We start from the raw sequence: 16677 nt of genomic DNA, 5'->3' as shown, positions 1-16677 counted from the left end.
TCCCCTACGGAAACAAAGGTGTTCCCGACTGTGGCCAAAGCCCCAAGCCGTTCGACCGAACCGCCCGTCCCTAACCGGGAGCGCCCCGCCGAACCGCAGCCATACCAGGCGACGCGCGAGGAGTTGCTCGACTTCTACAAGCACATGCTGCTCATCCGCCGCTTCGAGGAGAAGGCCGGTCAGCTCTACGGCCTGGGCCTGATCGGTGGTTTCTGCCACCTGTATATCGGCCAGGAAGCGGTGGCCGTCGGCCTGCAGTCCGCGCTGGACGGCGACAAGGATTCGGTGATCACCGGATACCGCGACCATGGCCACATGCTGGCCTATGGCATCGATCCCAAGGTCATCATGGCCGAGCTTACGGGGCGTGCCGCCGGCATCTCCAAGGGCAAGGGCGGGTCGATGCACATGTTCTCGACCGAGCATAAATTCTATGGCGGCCACGGTATCGTCGGCGCGCAGGTGTCGCTGGGCACCGGCCTCGCCTTCGGCCACAAGTACAGCAACGACGGTGGCGTGTGCCTTGCCTATTTCGGCGACGGCGCGGCCAACCAGGGCCAGGTGTACGAGAGCTTCAACATGGCCGAGCTGTGGAAGCTGCCGATCATCTTCGTGATCGAGAACAACCAGTACGCCATGGGCACCAGCGTCAATCGCGCCTCGTCCGAGGACCAGCTTTACAAGCGGGGCGAAAGCTTCCGCATTCCGGGCATCCAGGTGGACGGCATGGACGTGCTGGCCTGTCGCGGGGCCGCCGAGGAGGCGCTGGCCTGGGTTCGTGCGGGCAAGGGCCCGGTGATCCTGGAAATGAAGACGTACCGCTATCGCGGCCACTCCATGTCCGACCCTGCCAAGTATCGCAGCCGCGAGGAAGTGCAGGGCGTGCGCGACAAGTCCGACCCGATCGACCACGTCAAGCGGCTGCTGGAAGAGCAGGGCGTGAAGGAGGACGAGCTGAAGACGATCGAGCAGCAGATCCGCAAGGAAGTGAACGCCGCCGCCGACTTCGCGGAACAGACCCCCGAGCCGGATCCGGCCGAACTTTACACTGAAGTGCTGGTGGAGCGTTACTGAGATGGCGATCGAGATCAAGATGCCGGCCCTGTCGCCCACGATGGAAGAGGGCACGCTGGCCAAGTGGCTGGTGAAGGAAGGCGACACGGTCAAGTCCGGCGACATCATGGCCGAGATCGAGACCGACAAGGCGACGATGGAATTCGAAGCGGTCGATGAGGGCGTGATCGCCAAGATCATCGTCGCCGAGGGCACTGACAACGTAAAGGTCGGCACCGCCATCGCGCTGATCGCCGAAGAGGGCGAGGACGTCTCGGCCGCGGCGGCAGGTGCGGGCAGCGCCACCAAGGACGACAGCCCTGAGGGCCTGGCCAAGGCCGACGAGAACAAGCCGGCCGACACGGTCGAGGATTCGGCCCATCCGGCGCAGGAAAAGGTCGAGACCGGCACGCGCCAGATGTTCGAGGCGGCCGCGCATGAGGGCGAGGTCGCCGATCCGGAGATCCCGGCGGGCACCGAGATGGTGAAGACCACGGTCCGCGAAGCGCTGCGCGATGCGATGGCCGAGGAAATGCGGGCCGACGACCGCGTGTTCGTGATGGGCGAGGAAGTCGCGCAGTATCAGGGCGCGTACAAGGTGACGCAGGGGCTGCTCGACGAGTTCGGCGACCGTCGCGTGATCGACACGCCGATCACCGAATATGGCTTTGCCGGCGTCGGCACCGGTGCCGCGATGGGCGGCCTGCGCCCGGTGATCGAGTTCATGACGTTCAACTTCGCCATGCAGGCGATCGACCACATCATCAACTCGGCCGCCAAGACCAACTACATGTCCGGCGGCCAGATGCGCTGCCCGATCGTGTTCCGCGGTCCCAACGGCGCGGCGAGCCGCGTCGGTGCGCAGCATTCGCAGAATTATGGCCCGTGGTATGCCAGCGTCCCCGGCCTGATCGTGATCGCGCCCTATGACGCGGCCGATGCCAAGGGCCTGCTGAAGGCGGCGATCCGTTCGGAAGATCCGGTCGTGTTCCTGGAAAACGAGCTGATGTACGGCCGCTCGTTCGACGTGCCCAAGCTCGACGACTTCGTGCTGCCGATCGGCAAGGCGCGGATCATGCGGCCGGGCAAGGACGTGACGATCGTGTCCTATTCGATCGGCGTCGGCGTCTCGCTGGAAGCCGCCGACAAGCTGGCCGAAGAGGGCATCGATGCGGAGGTCATCGACCTGCGCACGCTGCGTCCGCTGGACACCAAGACCGTGCTGAAGTCGCTCGCCAAGACGAACCGCCTGGTGGTGGTGGAAGAGGGCTGGCCGACCTGCTCGATCGCCTCGGAAATCGCCGCGGTGGTGATGGAGCAGGGCTTTGACGATCTGGACGCGCCGGTGCTGCGCGTGACCAACGAGGACGTGCCGCTGCCCTATGCCGCCAACCTGGAAAAGCTGGCGCTGGTCGATGCGGCCCGCGTGGTGAAGGCGGTGAAGAAGGTGACGTACAAGTAGGATGCGCTCGGGGGAGCGGCCGGGGTCGGCCGTTCCCCCGTCAGCAGGTGGAGACGGGTGCCGCCTGCACGTTGTTGATGCCCGACAGGTCGCGCCGCTCGCGCACCGCCATCGAGGCGATCTCGGTGATCTCCGTTGCCGGCGCCAGCCGCGCGCTGACGAGCGGCGGATAGACATAATAGACCTCCACGAACATCGTCGCGCTGTTGGGGAGCGCGGTCGCCTGCCGGCCCGCAGGGCCGATGCCGGTCATGTTGTTCGTGCCCGCGGTGCCATAGCTGGAGGCGCGCGCGACCTTTTGTCCGTAGCAGCGCTGCCAGACGATGCGGAAGCGGCCGGCATTGGCCGGGTCCTGCTCCAGATCAGACAGGATCGCACGGCCGTTCGTGCGCAGGTCCAGACCGCCCGATTGCAGGTTGGCGCCAACGAACAGGTCGTTGATGTCGGTTTCGGTGATGATCTTGGCCGCGAGCGGCGAGCCGGCGCCCATGCGTGCGGCATTGTCCGCCAGTTGCAGCGCGAGCTGGCTGACCCGCATCTTGGTGATGATGAAGTTGGTGATCTCCGCGCCCGTCAGGCACAGGGTGAGCAGGATCGGGAAGATCAGCGCGAATTCGACCAGCGCGATCCCGCGGCGGTCACGGCGCAGGCGGAGCCACCGCATCACGCGCAACGCCCCGTCGCGGTCGAACTGGTGGTGGTCTGGTCCGCATAGGGCTGGTTCTGGAGGACGGTGGTGGCGGACACGGTGGTCGTCGCGCTGCCGCCGATGAACTTGTGGATCGGGAGCATGCGGGGATAGTTGAGCGTGACGGTGTAGACGACGCGGTCCTTGGCACCGCCGACGCCGGCCGATCCGCCGTCCGCGTCCCAGGTGCCGTTGCCGTTGCTGTCGACATAAACCTCCTGCGCGTCGCAGCGGCCATTGCCGTTGGTGTCGACCCACACCTCCGGGACCTTGGCGGCGGCCTGCGCATAGGTGGTGAAATAGCGGCGCGAGAAGCTGGGGGTGATGCCGTTGTAAAGCTCGCGGACCTGCGCGGTGATCGCGGCGTCGATCTCGGCCTGACGGGTGGCGGTGGTCGAGCTTTCCAGCGTCGAGTCCCGGCCGGTCTTCTGGACGATGCCCTGCAGGACCGAGCGCATGTAGAGGGTGTGGGCGACATCGAATGCGCCCGCCAGGAACAGGCACAGGATCGGCGCGACCAAAGCGAATTCGACGATGGTCGCGCCGCGTGTGTCGCGCAGAAGGGGTGGCCGGCGGGTCACTTGGTCAGCCGGAGTTGCGAGATCTGGGTCGCGATGCTGTTGAACGCGGTCTGGAGTGCCGCGGAGTCCGCCGCCTTGAAATAATAGGTGCCCGACGAGGCGCAGCGTTGCAGGCGGCTTTCGGTATCGGCGTTGCTGCCATTGCCGAACGAAATCACCCATAAGGTTATGTTCTTGTTCTTGACCGCGGTGCACAGCGCCTCGAACCGGGCGTTCACCTCGTCGTTGAAGCTGGCGGTGGGCGACGATGGATTGGCCACGTTGCGGCGGTCGAACCACGGCACGCCATAGGCGGTATAGTCGGACGCGCGGGTGACCGTGTCGCCGTCGGTCATGAAGATCATGTGGCGTTCGATGTCGCCCCCCGACGGCGTCTTGGCATTGTCGGCCGCGAAGATGCCGGTCGGCGACATCAGCCGGGCGCCCCACAGGATGCCGATGTCGTGATAGGTATTTCCCTCCGGCGTCAGGCTGTCGACATAGCTGCCGAACGTCGAGGGATTGTCCCATGTCTGCAGGCGGCGGGCCGCTTGCGGGCAGGCGAAATAGGAGCCGTTGCCATAGTTCTCGGTGGTGCTGACGGCGTCCCGGTTCCAGTTGCTCGTGTTGTTCTCCGACGCCCGGCGTGTGAAGATCAGGTCGGGAAGCGCGGGCCCCCATTGCGTGCCCGGATCGACGGGGTTCGGTACGGCATCGATGTTGAGATCGGTCGCGCCAGCCGGAATGGGGCTGAAGCTGGTGCCGGATACGGTGGGGCGGCGTTCCTCGATGCAACCGCGCCATTCGATCGTGGCCGGGCTGCCGCCGGCACCGATCGGCAGGGTGAAGCTGGTGTTCCAGGTGGACCCGTTCTTCAGCCCGCTGACGTCCTGCTCGATGGCGTCATAGCGCCATATTGTGGTCTGGCTGGCGCGCTGCACCTGATAAACGCAGGTGAAAAAAAGAAGCTGCCAGGTTCTCGCGGACAGACGATACTGCTCGGTTGCCGTATTTGGTGGTGGCGCTGGGCAGTTGGTGAACAGACCTACATCGGTCTGAGAGAAATATTGCCAGTCACTCCATGCCGTGCCGCGCGACTCGACACGTCGCGACTGATAGGTCCAGCGGTTGGCGATCGCGCTGGTCGGCAGCAGGTAGCCGACGTTCACGTTGGTCGCATAGGGGACGAAGCCGAAGCGGATCTGTACGCCCGAGGTGCCGCCGGTCGGCTTGCTGCTGGTGCAGAAACCATCGGTCGGCAGCTTTGCCAGGATTTCATAAAAGCATTTTACCGCGTTGCGCAGGCCCTGGATCTTGGTCTGGCTATCGGTGGACACCGCCCGGTCCGCCATCGAGCCCGTCGTATCGAGCACGAACATCACGTCGGTATTGGGCAGGCGCATGTCGGCGTCGCAGGCGACCGTCACCGGCTTGTCGCCCGCGCCCAGCACCCGCATCAGCGTCATCGGCAGGGTGGCGGTGACGGCGCCGGAAACCTTGCCGCCGCTTTCGGTAAAGCTGGTGGTCAACGCGGTGCTGCCATAGGCGCCGGGGGGTAGTTGGCGTTGAAGAACTGGTTCGCGGCAGCGAGCGAGGCGGCGTTCCAGGTGCCGCCGCCCATCGTCCGGCGCCCGGCCAGGACCGCCGCGTCGCAGGCATGCTGCATCCGCGTCTTGGTGAGATACAGACGGCTGACGTCGAGCGCGCCGCCCATCATGCCGATCAGCGGGATCATCGCCGCCGCGCCGATCGCCAGCGTGTTGCCGCCGATATCGCGCAGCAGCCAGCCAAGGAACGCGGCAAGGCGCCCGCGTCGCGACGCCGACTTGCCCCCGATCCGCTTCGCCGTCATGACCCGCGCTACGCTCCGCATTTCCAGCCAATTCAATGTCTTGGCCTACGGGGGCGATGGATAATTTCATGGTAATGCAGGTGGTTAACAGCATGGTAGCACCCGAGTCGGCCCCCGATCCGCGCGCCGCGGAACGCACGCTGGTGCTGAGTTATGCGCCGGTCGACGCACGCGGGGCGGTGGAGGCGCTGTTCGCGCTGGACGACACGTTGGCCGCGATCCTGCGCACGACGACCGAGCCGATGATCGGGCAGATGCGGCTGACATGGTGGCATGAGGCGCTGAGCGCGCTGGGGAACGCGGCGCCGCCCGCGCATCCGCTGTTGCGGGCGCTGGCCGGGGCGGGCGTGCCGGGGGCGGAATTGGCCGGGATGATCGATGGGTGGGATGTGTTGCTGGAGGAGCCTTTGGACGGGGACGCGATGTTGCGCCATGCGCAGGCGCGCGGCGGCGGGCTGTTCCGGCTGGTGGCGGATCTGTCGGGCTTTGCCGATGCGCGGGTCGCGCAATGGGGGGAGGGTTGGGCGCTGGCCGATCTGTCCCGGCATCTGAGCGACGCGCAACTGGCCGAACGGGCGAGGAAAGAGGCCGGGGCACGGCTGGACGACCGCTTTGCCCCGTCGGTAGTGGCGCGGGGGCGGGTGCTGGGCGCGCTGGTCACGGCGGCGCGGCTGGATCTGGCGGGACGCGCGGCCGGATCGCCGGGGCGGGTGGCGCGGCTCGCCTGGCATCGGCTGACAGGGCGGTAAGCGGGGCTTGCCGCCGGGGGTCGGGACCGCCTAGCCTGATGGCGACGGGTTCGTTGGGAGGCGGCGATGTGGCGATATCTGGTGGGGGGCGTGGGCGCATTGGCGCTGGTAGGTGGCGGCGTGCTGATCCTTGGGGGGCGGACGCCGGCCGGCACGGTGCTGGCCCAGGCGCCAAAGGTGGTCCCCGCGACGCCCGAGCCCCTGCCCGAACGGGCGCCCGAAGCGACGGTCAAGACGCGCGAGGAAAAGCGCTTCGGCCGCTATGACAAGGATCGTGACGGGCGGATCACGCGTGACGAATATCTGGCGTCGCGGCGCAAGGCCTATGCGAAGCTGGACAGCGACGGGCGGCTGTCCTTCGAGGAATGGTCGGCAAAGACGGTGGCGAAATTCACCGGCGCCGACCGTGATCGGTCGGGCACGATGGACGCCGCCGAATTTGCCACCACCGCGGTCAAGCGGAAGCCGGCTCGCGCGAAATGTCCGCCGGGAGCGCCCCGACAGGAGCCGCCGGAAGAGAGCTGAGCCAGGGGGACAGCGCGGCGCGGGCGCGGTCGGTATACATGCGCTTGCGATCCGCCTTTTTCGTGCGGCCCTCGATCGGTGGGAACAGGCCGAAATTGACGTTCATCGGCTGATAGGTCTCCGCCTCCGCCGCGCCGGTGATGTGGCCGAGCAGCGCGCCGAGCGCGGTTTCGACCGGGGGCGGGGCAAGATCATGGCCGAGCAGCTCGGCTGCGGCGAAACGGCCGGCGATGAGGCCGATCGCGGCGCTTTCGATATAGCCCTCGCATCCGGTGATCTGGCCGGCGAAGCGGATATTGGGCCGCGACTTCAGCCGCAGCGTCGGATCGAGCAGCTCGGGCGAGCGGATAAAGGTGTTGCGATGCAGGCCGCCCAGACGCGCGAATTCGGCATTTTGCAGGCCGGGGATGGTGCGGAACAGGCGGACCTGTTCGGCATGTTTCAGCTTGGTCTGAAAGCCGACGATATTCCACAGCGTGCCGGCGGCATTGTCCTGACGCAGCTGCACCACGGCATAGGGCCAGCGTCCGGTGCGCGGATCGTCGAGGCCGACGGGCTTCATCGGGCCGAAGCGCAGCGTGTCGACGCCGCGCTCTGCCATCACCTCGATCGGCATGCAGCCCTCGAAATAGGGCGTATCGCGCTCCCAGTCGCGGAACGGCGTCTTCTCGCCATCGACGAGGCCCTGGTGGAAGGCGAGATACTGCTCCTTGTCGAGGGGGCAGTTGATATAGTCTTTGCCGTCTCCCTTGTTCCAGCGGCTCTGGAACCAGGCGGTATCCATGTCGATGGAGTCGCGGTGGACGATGGGGGCGATGGCGTCGAAGAAGGCGAGCGCATCGCTGCCGGTCGCGGCGCCGATCTGGTCGGCGAGGCCGGTGGCGGTCAGCGGTCCGGTGGCGATGATCGCAGGGCCGTCAGGCAATGTGTCGATGCGCTCGCGCACCACCGTGATGTTGGGATGCCCCTCCAGCATGGCGGTGACCCCGGCGGAAAAGCCGTCGCGATCCACCGCGAGTGCGGAGCCGGCGGGGACACGATGCCGGTCGCCCTCAGCCATGATGAGCGAGCCGAGCGTGCGCATCTCCTGATGCAGCAGGCCGACCGCGTTACTGTCGGCGTCATCCGAGCGGAAGGAATTGGAGCAGACGAGTTCGGCGAGGCTGTCGGTGTGATGGGCAGGCGTGGCGTCGCCGCCGCCGCGCATTTCGGAGAGGCGGACGCGGATGCCGGCCTGCGCCAATTGCCATGCGGCCTCCGAGCCGGCGAGGCCGCCGCCGACGATATGGATCTGATGGGTCATGTCCTGCCCCCTAATCCATTGCGGCGGGTTCGTCCAAGCGGGGGTTCAGGCAGCGATGACGGTAACGAAGGCCTGTGCACGCTCCCGAAGCATGGCGACGGTGGCGGACAGCGTATTGGAAAGGGCGAGCAGCGCGTTCGCGTCCTGGCCCACCTGGCCGGCGGCATCGTCCGCCAGCCGGGCCTGCGCATCGATGCTGGCGGCGGCATCGACCGATTGTTCGACATTGGCGGCGATGGCGGTGAGCGCGAGCCGCTGTTCGTCCACCGCGGAGGCGATGGTCGCAGCGCTGCCGGCGATGGAGGCGATCGTCTCGCCGATCCGATCATGTTCGGCGACGAGGTCGTGGACGGCGCCGTGCACCGACTGGACGCTGGCCGCCGCATCTTGCGCGGCGCCGCCGGTTTGCATCGCAAGCGTCTTCACCTCCTGCGCGACGACGCCAAAACCCTGTCCGGCGGGGCCGGCACGCGCGGCCTCGATCCCGGCGTTCAGGGCGAGGAGGTTGGTTTGGCGGGCGACGGTGTGGATCAGCACCAGCATGCGGTCGATCGCGGCGGCATTGTCGGCCAGCGCCCGGGACTGTGCGCCGGCGTCGCCGACCCACGCGTCGATCTGGCTGCGCAGGCGCTGCGACGCCGCAAGTTCGGCGGCGATGGTGACGAAGGCATCGGCCAGGCCGCGGCTGCGCGCGGCGATCTCGCCCAGCGCGGTGCCCGTCTGGCCGGCGGCGGTGGCGACGATCGCGGCGCTGCGCCGTGCCTCGCCGACATGGTCGGATAGCGTTCGCGCCGTGGTGGCGCCCTGTTCGGCGGCGCGGGTCAGACCGTCGGCGAGCGCGGCGATATCGGCCAGGAAGCCCCGCGTCGCGGCCTCGACCGCATCGGCGCGCGCGAGACGGGTGCGTGTCTGCTCCAGTTGCAGGTCCGCCGACTGGCGCAGCAGGGTACGGGCATCGACCAACGTGTCGAAGCGGCCGGCGCGGGTCAGGATCAGCCCCTCGGGCGCGCCGGCGGCGGCATGCACCGCAAGCCTTTCCGCCAGTGGCCGGTCGTCCTCGCATACCGGGCAGGGCTGAACGAGGTCGATCAGGCGCGAGCAGAAATCGGGGTTCTGAAGAAGTGCATGACCATAGGGGCTGAACAGCAGGTCGCGCAGATCGGCCTCGTAGATGGCGCCGAGCGGCCGCCGGGCTTCGTCCAGAACGGGAAGAACGCGCAGGTCGGGATGGGCGCGGAACAGGGCAATGGCCTGGGCAACAGGGGCGTCGGCGGCGATCGAGGGGGTCGGTGCGGTCATCGGCAGCGTGAGCGACGGATCGGCGAACATGTCCCTCATCTAGCGCCCGTTAGTAAACGGCAGATGCCGGTTTCATGACGGTGATGTGACAGCGATGCGATCGGAGCGGCGGCGGCCGTCGATCAGCATCCGATGATGAAAGGTCGGCAGGCTCTTGGGCGGAGCGGCATCGGCAAGCGCGAGCCAGGCCAGCGCCTCGGCGACGCGGGTCGCGGGTTCGCGAGTGATACGCGCAAGGTCCGCGTCGAAGCCGATAAAGGCGACGGGTTCGCCCAGCCATTCGGCCATGCGCGCGGCCATGACGTCGGGCGCGACATGGCCGTCGTGAACGGCGAGGTCCGCCAATGCCCGCGCGGTGCGGAAGAGCAGCCAGTGCACATGGCCGAGTTCGACGCGAGGGTCCGCCCCCAGCCAGCCGCCGTTCCAGGCAAGTCCTTCCGCATAGGTGGCCCAGCCTTCGGCGAAGCCGGGTGCGTAGCGCAGGCGCAAGGGGTGGGGGTCGGCAGCGACCTCCAGGGGGAGCTGGATCATGTGGCCGGGCAGGAGTTCGTGGGCGACGACCGAGGGGAGCGACCAGGCGGGGCGGCGGCGGATGGCGCGCAGGTCGACGACATAGGCGCCGGGAAGGCCGGGGCGGGGGAGCGTGCGGTAGCCGCCCTTGCCGGCTGCATCCTCGGCGGCGGTCATGCGGGCGGGGTGGACGTCCAGGCACCATGGCGGAACGGGGCCGATGATGGGCGCGAGATGGGCGCGGCAGCGATCCAGCGTCGCACGCATGTCCGCGATCGCCCTGTTTCGGCCGGCTTCGCTGTCGGGGTAGAGGAAGCGTTCGTCCGTCCAGAGCCGGCGATACCGCTCGCCGACGGAGCCGCTCCTGTCGCCCAAAGTGTCGAACAGGCGGTCGGCGCGGGCGAGCAGGCGGGTATGTTCGTGGGTCAGGCGGTCACGGGCGGTGGCGGGCGTGACCGTGTCGCCGATGATGCGGCGGAGTTGCCAGAGATAGGACGGGGTGGCGGCCAGCCTGATCTCTGCAGCAAGACCAGCGCGCGCGGTGTCGAGATCGAGACGGTCGCGCGGCGAGGTCGCTTCGAGGGGGGCGAGCAGCGCCAGTGCGTCCGCCGGGGGCAGGGTGGCGCCCCGATTGAGTGTGACGCGGATGCTTTGCCCGCGGTTATCCTGTGCTTGGCTGCCCTGCGCGCGGATGGGGGACGCCGCCAGCGCGATGGCACCGCCCAGCACCGCGCGGCGGCTCCAGCACGTCATTGCGGTAGCGGCACGCGGTTGTTGAGCCGGGTCACTTCGGGGGCGTCGCCGGTGAGGGCGACCTCGACCATCGCGGCGCCGGGGCGGCGGGGCAGGCGCAGCCTCGTGGTGCGCGGGCGCAGGTCGGTGGGGGCCGCCATGGCCGGGATCGCGGTGGTGGCGAGCACGCGGCCGTCCGCGGCGAGCAGGCGGGCCTCGCCACCCGGTACAGGGCGCGCGCCCAGGCTGTGCACGGTGAGCGCGATGCCGCGGCCGTTTGCGACCACATCGTCGGTGCCGATGCCGAGATCGGCGCGATCCTCCACCGGGGTGCCGGGTTCGGCGAGCGCGAAATCGTACACGGTGGTGGTGCGGGGGGCAAAGACCACCTGCGTCCCCAGGCTGCGTTCGAGCGGCACGGTGGCGGCGGGGCCGTCGGGAACCAGCGTGCGTGCATCGTCCGGACTGGTGGCGCGCTGCACGGTCCAGCGGCCGGCATCGATCGACCAGCCGGTCATCGTCGCGACCTGCGGCCGATCGGTGGTGTTGTAGGCGATTACGCGGAAACGGGTGCGGGTGGCGCCCGGCATCAGAATGGCGACGCGCTCTGCCGCGCCGTCCTCGGCAAAGCGCCAGCTGACGGTGTTGCCGGGCCAGCTCTGATTGCGTTTCAGCGCGACGCCGCCGAGACGTTCGCGTTGCAGAAGGTCGGTGGGCATGTCGACCCGGTCGCTCCACCAGTGGCCCACGGTCAGCATGTCCATGCGCTGCATCTTTTCGGTCGCCGCCTCGGCATGGAGGGTGGCAAGCGGGGTGGTGTCGCCCGACATCTGCCAGCGGGCATAGCGGCCGATATCGCTGCTGCCGGTGCCGGTGCCGGCCTTGGCCAGCAATTCGGCACCGCCGGGGATCAGGGCGGGCGCCTCATTGAATTCGGCGAGCGCGGACGCGCCCGCCTTGGCCAGCCGTGCCTCGACCGGGCGCAGGTAGCGCGCGTCGCCGGTGAAGCGCCATGCCGCCCAGGCGCCCTGCAATGGCACGGTGGCGCCGCCGCCATCGCCCGTCCGGGTGGCATCGGTGCGCCAGTTGATCTCGTTGGGATAGGACCAGAGGCCATCGGCCCCTTGGCGACCATGCGCCAGCCAGCCGTCGATCACCCCGGTGACGAGGCCGCGGGCGGCGGCGTTGCCGTTGAACAGGCCGACCAGCATCGGCCCGTGAAGGACGGTGAAGCTGTACGGCTTCTGCCACTCCCACGGCCCTTCGCGATATATGCGGTTGCCGCCATACCAGTTGGAGGCGAAGTGGTGATGGCCAGCCGCGTTGGGCAGGATGACGCCGCTCAAGCCGCGGGTGTTTTCCATCAGGCGTTCGACCGCGATCGGCTCGCCCCAGTTGAGATACAGGCGCGCAGCGTTGGAGTTCAGCCCTTCCTCATAGGCGTGCAGTTCGTCGGTGGTGATCGCACCCAGCCCGTTCACGATCATGCCGTTGCGATAGACCGCATCGGACAGCGCACGCAGCGAGGCATTGATCCGGTCGGGCGCGACGCCCATCAGCGCCAGCGCCGGCCATTGCTGCACAAGGTCGGTATCATCGGACAGGCCGCCACCGAAATCGCCATAGGGCACCTGGCGCTCGGCGATCCACCATTCCACGAAGCGGTGCGACAGCGACAGATCCTGCAACTGGCGAAAGGCCCAGGCGGGGGTGTCGGAGGTTACCGGGGGCAGCGTGACGGGCGGCAGGTTCTCCGGCCGGTAATTGATGTCCGCCCAATAGGCGCGGGCGCCGGCATGGTCGGGGGCGACACGCAGCAGATCGCTGATGTCGGCATAAAGACGGCGATAAAGGCCGGCGCGCTGCGAGGCGGTATGCTCCTCAACCAGAAACGCCCAATTGTCCTTCACCTGGTTGAAGCGGTCGGCGACGTGTTCGGGCAGCGCCTGCTCGCGTGGCTTGAAGACCAGGCGGATGCGGGCGCCGTCGATGCTCGCCGGGCCGAACGCGGGATCGGCGGCGGCAAGGGTCAGGGCCAGGCTTTGCGCGGGCAGGATGCGGTCGCGCAGGTCGAGCCACAGCGTGCGGGCCTCGCCCGGCGGGAGGGAGACGGACAGGTCGATCAGGTCGCGGCCGGGCCAGAGCGGATCATGGACCTTGATATTGAGGGGGATGGGGGCGTCGCCCTTGAGGGCGGGCAGGTCGATCGCGATGCCGTCCAGCCCGTCGTGCAGATTGTGCCAGCCATAATCCCATGCGCGGGCAAGGGGTTGGTCGGCGGGGGCGTCGCCGAAGCTGGAGGGAATGAGGATGTGGACGATCGGGGCCGCGGCGGCCGATGCCGCGGCGCGGGCAGTGGGGGCGCCGCTGCCGGCGCCGACTGCGGCCTTGATGCCGGTGCTGGGAAGCGCGACAACGGTTGTGCGTTCCTCGGGCGCGAAGCGGCCGGCGATCCAGGCGTTCAGATCGCCAAGGGCGGCAAGCGTCGGGGCGGCGGCGGCGTTGACGGTGTAGCTGAGCTGGAAGCTGCCGGCCGGCACGGTGCCGGGCGTGACGTCATAGGCCCAGAGTTCCTGGATCGGCTGTTCGGCCATGCGGTTGGTGAAGCGCAGCCGGCCACCCTGGCGCGGAGCGATGGCGGTGACGCTGCGCACCACGCCGCGGGGGCGATCGGCGAGCGGGGTATAGCGTTGCCCGTCGGCGGAAAAGGCCAGCGTGCCATAGGCGGCGCCGCGCAGCTCGATACGGTTGATCCGCTCGTTCGGCGGGATGGCGAGGTCGTAGGTGCGGCCACCCTCCACATAGGTGTTCCAGTCGGGCAGCTCGAAATAATCGTGGCGACCGGGCAGGGCGGAGCGGTTGTAGACGCCGGGCCATGTCGTCTCGGCGATGCCGTCGACGCCCTTCCACATCCATTGCTTCAGGTCGCGGGCGTCGGCGAACTCGACCTTGCGGACGCGGGTGACGGGATCGGTGAGCAGCGGCGGCCTGGCGGTGTCCCAGCCATAGCGGTGGAGCCATGCCGTTCGGTCGCCCGTCGCGGGGGCCGGGGGCGGCGCGGGATCGCCCTTGGCGGCGAGCGCGGCGATGCCGGCGGCATCCAGCGCGGCGTCATAGATGCGCAGTTCGTCAAAGTCCGAGCCGCGCATGAAATTGTAGCGGCTCTGCACCTGATGCGGGGCGATGACGCGGCCGGCAAAGCCGAACTGGTCCAGCCCGGCATCGAGATCGGCGGGGGTTTCGGCACGCGCAACCTCGCGACCCTCCACATACAGGCGGATGCCCCGGGTCTCGTCCCAGGTGAAGGCGAGATGCTGCCATGCCGCGGCATCAGGGCGCCGGGGGATGGTCCAGGACACGCGGATGCGCGACAAATTGGCGTCCGTGACGAAGGCGTCGAAGCCGTGGCCGTTCCAGTCGATGCGCAGGAACGCCATGTCCCAGCTGCTGTGATCGGCATAGCCGGTGCGGAAGATCACGAACGGCGCCTCGCCCAGCGGCTCGCGCGCGCGCCAGAAGAAGGACAGCGTGCCACGCGCCGCGGTGATGTTGCCGGGCGCGCGCCAGGCGACATAGCCGTCATCCTGCCAGCGCGCGACGCCGCCGATCGCGCCGTCGCCGACGACGCTTACCCCGCTGCGGAAATTCGGAACGGGATCGCCGGCCGCCTGCTCCGCCGTCAGGCTCTGGTCGGCGGAAAGGCGAAAGGTGAGCGTCTGGGCGGCGGCGGGGGAGGTCAGGGCCGCGCCCAGGGCGAGAAGGGAACAGGTGGTGCGCGTCAACGGATAGCCTCCCCGCCCGATCAGGCCTGCACGCGCGCGAGGCGGGGGCTGAGCAGGTGAATGACGATGATCGCGATCAGATAGGTCGATCCCGCCACCGCGAAGATCGGCGCATAGCTGCCCGTCGTTTCCAGAATATAGCCGGTGAACTTGGCCATCATCATGCCGCCGATCGCGCCCAGCGTGCCGCCGATGCCGACCACGGAGCCGACGGCGGCACGCGGGAACATGTCGGAGGGCAGGGTGTAGAGATTGGCGGAAAAAGCCTGATGCGCGGCGGTTGCCAGCCCGACAATGCCGACCGCGACCCACAGGTTGCTGGTATATTGGGCAAAGACGATCGGCATGACCAGGAAGGCGCAGGCGAGCATGGTAAGCTTTCGCGCCGCGTTCGCCGACAGGCCGCGCTTCATCAGGCGCGAGGACGACCAGCCGCCGGCGACGCTGCCCAGGTCGGAGATCAGGTAGATGACGACCAGCGGCGGGCCGAAGCTGAGCAGGTCGAGATTATAGGTCTTGGCGAGGAAATCCGGCGTCCAGAACAGGAACAGCCACCAGATGGGATCGATCAGGAACTTGCCGAGCGCAAAGGCCCAGGTCTCGCGATAACGGAGCAGGCGGCCCCAGGAAATCGGGGTGACCGGGTCGGCGGGGTCGGATTCGATCAGTGCGAGTTCCGCCGCGCCCAGCCGGGGATGCTCGCGCGGGCGGCGATACAGGGCCAGCCATGCGACCAGCCAGAGCAGGCTGACCACGCCGGTGACGATGAACGCCATCCGCCAGCCATAGGCCACGGTGATGATCGGCACGACCAGCGGCGTGATGATCGCGCCGACATTGGCGCCCGCGTTGAACACGCCGGTGGCAAAGGCCCGCTCGCGCGCCGGAAACCATTCCGACACCGCCTTGATCCCGGCCGGGAAGTTGCCGCTTTCGCCCACTCCCAGGATGAAGCGCGCGACCGAGAACTGGAAGGCGTTGCCGACAAAGCCGCACAGGGTGTGGCCGAGCGTCCAGATGATGAAGGCGATGGTGTAGCCGATGCGCGCGCCGACGAGATCGACGATCCGCCCGAAGCTGAGATACCCGATCGCATAGGCGGCCTGGAACCAGAAGATGACATCGGCATAGGTCGTCTCCGACCAGCCGAGTTCGGCGGAGATGGTCGGCTTCAGCACGCCGATCATCTGGCGGTCGACATAGTTGATCGCGGTGGCCGCGAACAGCAATGCGCAGATGCCCCAGCGATACCGGCCCACCCGGCCGGCCGCGGCGGCGACCTCCGGTGTCACGTCCATGGCCATGCCCTTCCTCTCCCCTTGTCCGTCCCGCGATTGGTCCGCGTCAGCCTTGCGCCTTGATGGTGCATGCCAGACGGTAGCTGCCGTCGAAGCGTGCCTCCACCCGGTCGCCGACCGCAACAGGATGCACACCGGTCACCGCACCTGTCGAGACCCATTGTCCTACAACTAGCGGTTTGCCGCGGGCGGCGAGATGCCCGGCCAGAAAGGCGACGGCGCCGAACGGGCCGTCCAGCATGTCGGCCGCGATGGCCGCGCCGATGCGCGCATCGTTGATCCACAGTTCGACCGGCCAGCACAACAGGTCCGTGTCGCGCCAGTCCGGCACCTCGGCGCCGATGACGAGGCCGTTGTTGTTGCCGAAGTCGGAAATGGTGACCAGCGCGCCATCGGCATTGATGTGCGGGTAGGGCGAGCTGGCGATCTCGATGCCGACATGGACCGCATCGACCAGCGCACGAGCGTCGTCACGGGTGAAATGGCGCTGCGCCGGATCGGGCGCGGTGCCGATCCGCATCAGGAACTCGGCCTCCGCCGCGGCAAAGCCGCCGGCATAGACGGGCATGGCAGGGGGTGGTTCGCTTGCAATCACCTGATCCGCGAAGATCGGACCGGCGAGGCGGTCGGCCGTGCCGATCGGCGGGTTGATGCGACCCACCTTCCAGCCGGCAACCGTGCCGCCATGCCGTTCAAGCGCGGCGTCCTGCACCGCATAGGCATCGCCCAACACGGTCGGGCGCTCGCCGGGATAGTCGGGCAGTGCGTGCCCGGCGTGGCGGGCGGCGACGAAGCTGTCGGCGATGCGCGCACGGTTGCTGATCGCGCTGGTGTCGATATCCGGCTGCACGGGCCGTCCCCTCC

Annotated in this window: 14 protein-coding genes; 4 read left to right on the top strand and 10 right to left on the bottom strand. The window is 68.2% G+C overall.

All coding sequences use genetic code 11. The features are described from left to right. Positions 1-30 precede the first annotated feature (30 nt). On the top strand, positions 31-1074 hold the full coding sequence (pdhA, locus tag NPJ82_RS10845) for a pyruvate dehydrogenase (acetyl-transferring) E1 component subunit alpha (RefSeq protein ID WP_112382835.1): 1044 nt from the start codon (positions 31-33) through the stop codon (positions 1072-1074). Between the two features lies 1 nt (position 1075). Next, positions 1076-2515, top strand: a complete 1440-nt coding sequence (locus tag NPJ82_RS10840; RefSeq protein WP_342657378.1) for a pyruvate dehydrogenase complex E1 component subunit beta — start codon at positions 1076-1078, stop codon at positions 2513-2515. A gap of 40 nt (positions 2516-2555) precedes the next feature. On the opposite strand, the gene NPJ82_RS10835 is transcribed toward NPJ82_RS10840, so the two are convergent. Genes NPJ82_RS10835 through NPJ82_RS10820 form a run of 4 tightly spaced genes read right to left on the bottom strand, consistent with a single transcriptional unit; the run spans position 2556 to position 5615 of the window. Further along, positions 2556-3179: a TadE family protein gene (locus NPJ82_RS10835; RefSeq protein WP_342659000.1), complete on the bottom strand. Its 624-nt coding sequence runs from the start codon at positions 3177-3179 to the stop codon at positions 2556-2558. After that, positions 3179-3784 (bottom strand): TadE/TadG family type IV pilus assembly protein, encoded by a 606-nt coding sequence (locus NPJ82_RS10830; RefSeq protein ID WP_342657377.1) that lies wholly within the window; start codon positions 3782-3784, stop codon positions 3179-3181. The genes NPJ82_RS10835 and NPJ82_RS10830 overlap by 1 nt, the downstream gene beginning before the upstream one ends. Further along, positions 3781-5292, bottom strand: coding sequence for a pilus assembly protein TadG (locus tag NPJ82_RS10825; RefSeq protein ID WP_342657376.1), 1512 nt, complete (start codon positions 5290-5292; stop codon positions 3781-3783). The genes NPJ82_RS10830 and NPJ82_RS10825 overlap by 4 nt, the downstream gene beginning before the upstream one ends. Continuing rightward, the gene (locus NPJ82_RS10820; protein ID WP_342657375.1) at positions 5289-5615 is read right to left on the bottom strand and encodes a pilus assembly protein TadG-related protein; all 327 of its coding nucleotides are present in this window, start codon (positions 5613-5615) and stop codon (positions 5289-5291) included. Before NPJ82_RS10820 ends, NPJ82_RS10825 begins: the two co-directional genes overlap by 4 nt. Positions 5616-5707: 92 nt before the next feature. Between NPJ82_RS10820 and NPJ82_RS10815 the strand changes: the two genes are divergently transcribed. Beyond that, on the top strand, positions 5708-6364 hold the full coding sequence (locus NPJ82_RS10815) for a squalene/phytoene synthase family protein (protein WP_342657374.1): 657 nt from the start codon (positions 5708-5710) through the stop codon (positions 6362-6364). A gap of 66 nt (positions 6365-6430) precedes the next feature. Continuing rightward, on the top strand, positions 6431-6889 hold the full coding sequence (locus NPJ82_RS10810; protein WP_342657373.1) for a histidine kinase: 459 nt from the start codon (positions 6431-6433) through the stop codon (positions 6887-6889). On the opposite strand, the gene trmFO is transcribed toward NPJ82_RS10810, so the two are convergent. The 6 genes from trmFO to NPJ82_RS10780 are packed head-to-tail and all read right to left on the bottom strand — an operon-like array spanning position 6819 to position 16663. Then, positions 6819-8192: a methylenetetrahydrofolate--tRNA-(uracil(54)-C(5))-methyltransferase (FADH(2)-oxidizing) TrmFO gene (gene trmFO / locus NPJ82_RS10805; protein WP_342657372.1), complete on the bottom strand. Its 1374-nt coding sequence runs from the start codon at positions 8190-8192 to the stop codon at positions 6819-6821. The two genes, NPJ82_RS10810 and trmFO, sit on opposite strands and share 71 nt — an antisense overlap. Positions 8193-8237: 45 nt before the next feature. Then, positions 8238-9530: a methyl-accepting chemotaxis protein gene (locus tag NPJ82_RS10800; protein ID WP_342657371.1), complete on the bottom strand. Its 1293-nt coding sequence runs from the start codon at positions 9528-9530 to the stop codon at positions 8238-8240. A gap of 33 nt (positions 9531-9563) precedes the next feature. After that, complete coding sequence (locus NPJ82_RS10795) at positions 9564-10754, bottom strand: DUF885 family protein (RefSeq protein ID WP_342657370.1); 1191 nt, start codon at positions 10752-10754, stop codon at positions 9564-9566. Then, entirely contained in the window at positions 10751-14515 is a 3765-nt protein-coding gene (locus tag NPJ82_RS10790; RefSeq protein ID WP_342657369.1) for a LamG-like jellyroll fold domain-containing protein, read from the bottom strand. The genes NPJ82_RS10795 and NPJ82_RS10790 overlap by 4 nt, the downstream gene beginning before the upstream one ends. A gap of 20 nt (positions 14516-14535) precedes the next feature. Continuing rightward, entirely contained in the window at positions 14536-15819 is a 1284-nt protein-coding gene (locus tag NPJ82_RS10785) for an MFS transporter (protein WP_342657368.1), read from the bottom strand. A gap of 40 nt (positions 15820-15859) precedes the next feature. Then, positions 15860-16663 carry a 2-keto-4-pentenoate hydratase gene (locus NPJ82_RS10780; protein WP_240313507.1) on the bottom strand — a complete coding sequence of 268 codons (804 nt, stop codon included), beginning with the start codon at positions 16661-16663 and terminating at the stop codon, positions 15860-15862. Positions 16664-16677 lie beyond the last annotated feature (14 nt).

The sequence above is a fragment of the Sphingomonas sp. NY01 genome (assembly GCF_038809135.1).
Classification (GTDB): Bacteria; Pseudomonadota; Alphaproteobacteria; order Sphingomonadales; family Sphingomonadaceae; genus Sphingomonas; species Sphingomonas carotinifaciens.
Note: the sequence above shows the minus strand (reverse complement) of the source record. Positions and strands in the feature narration are given on the sequence as shown.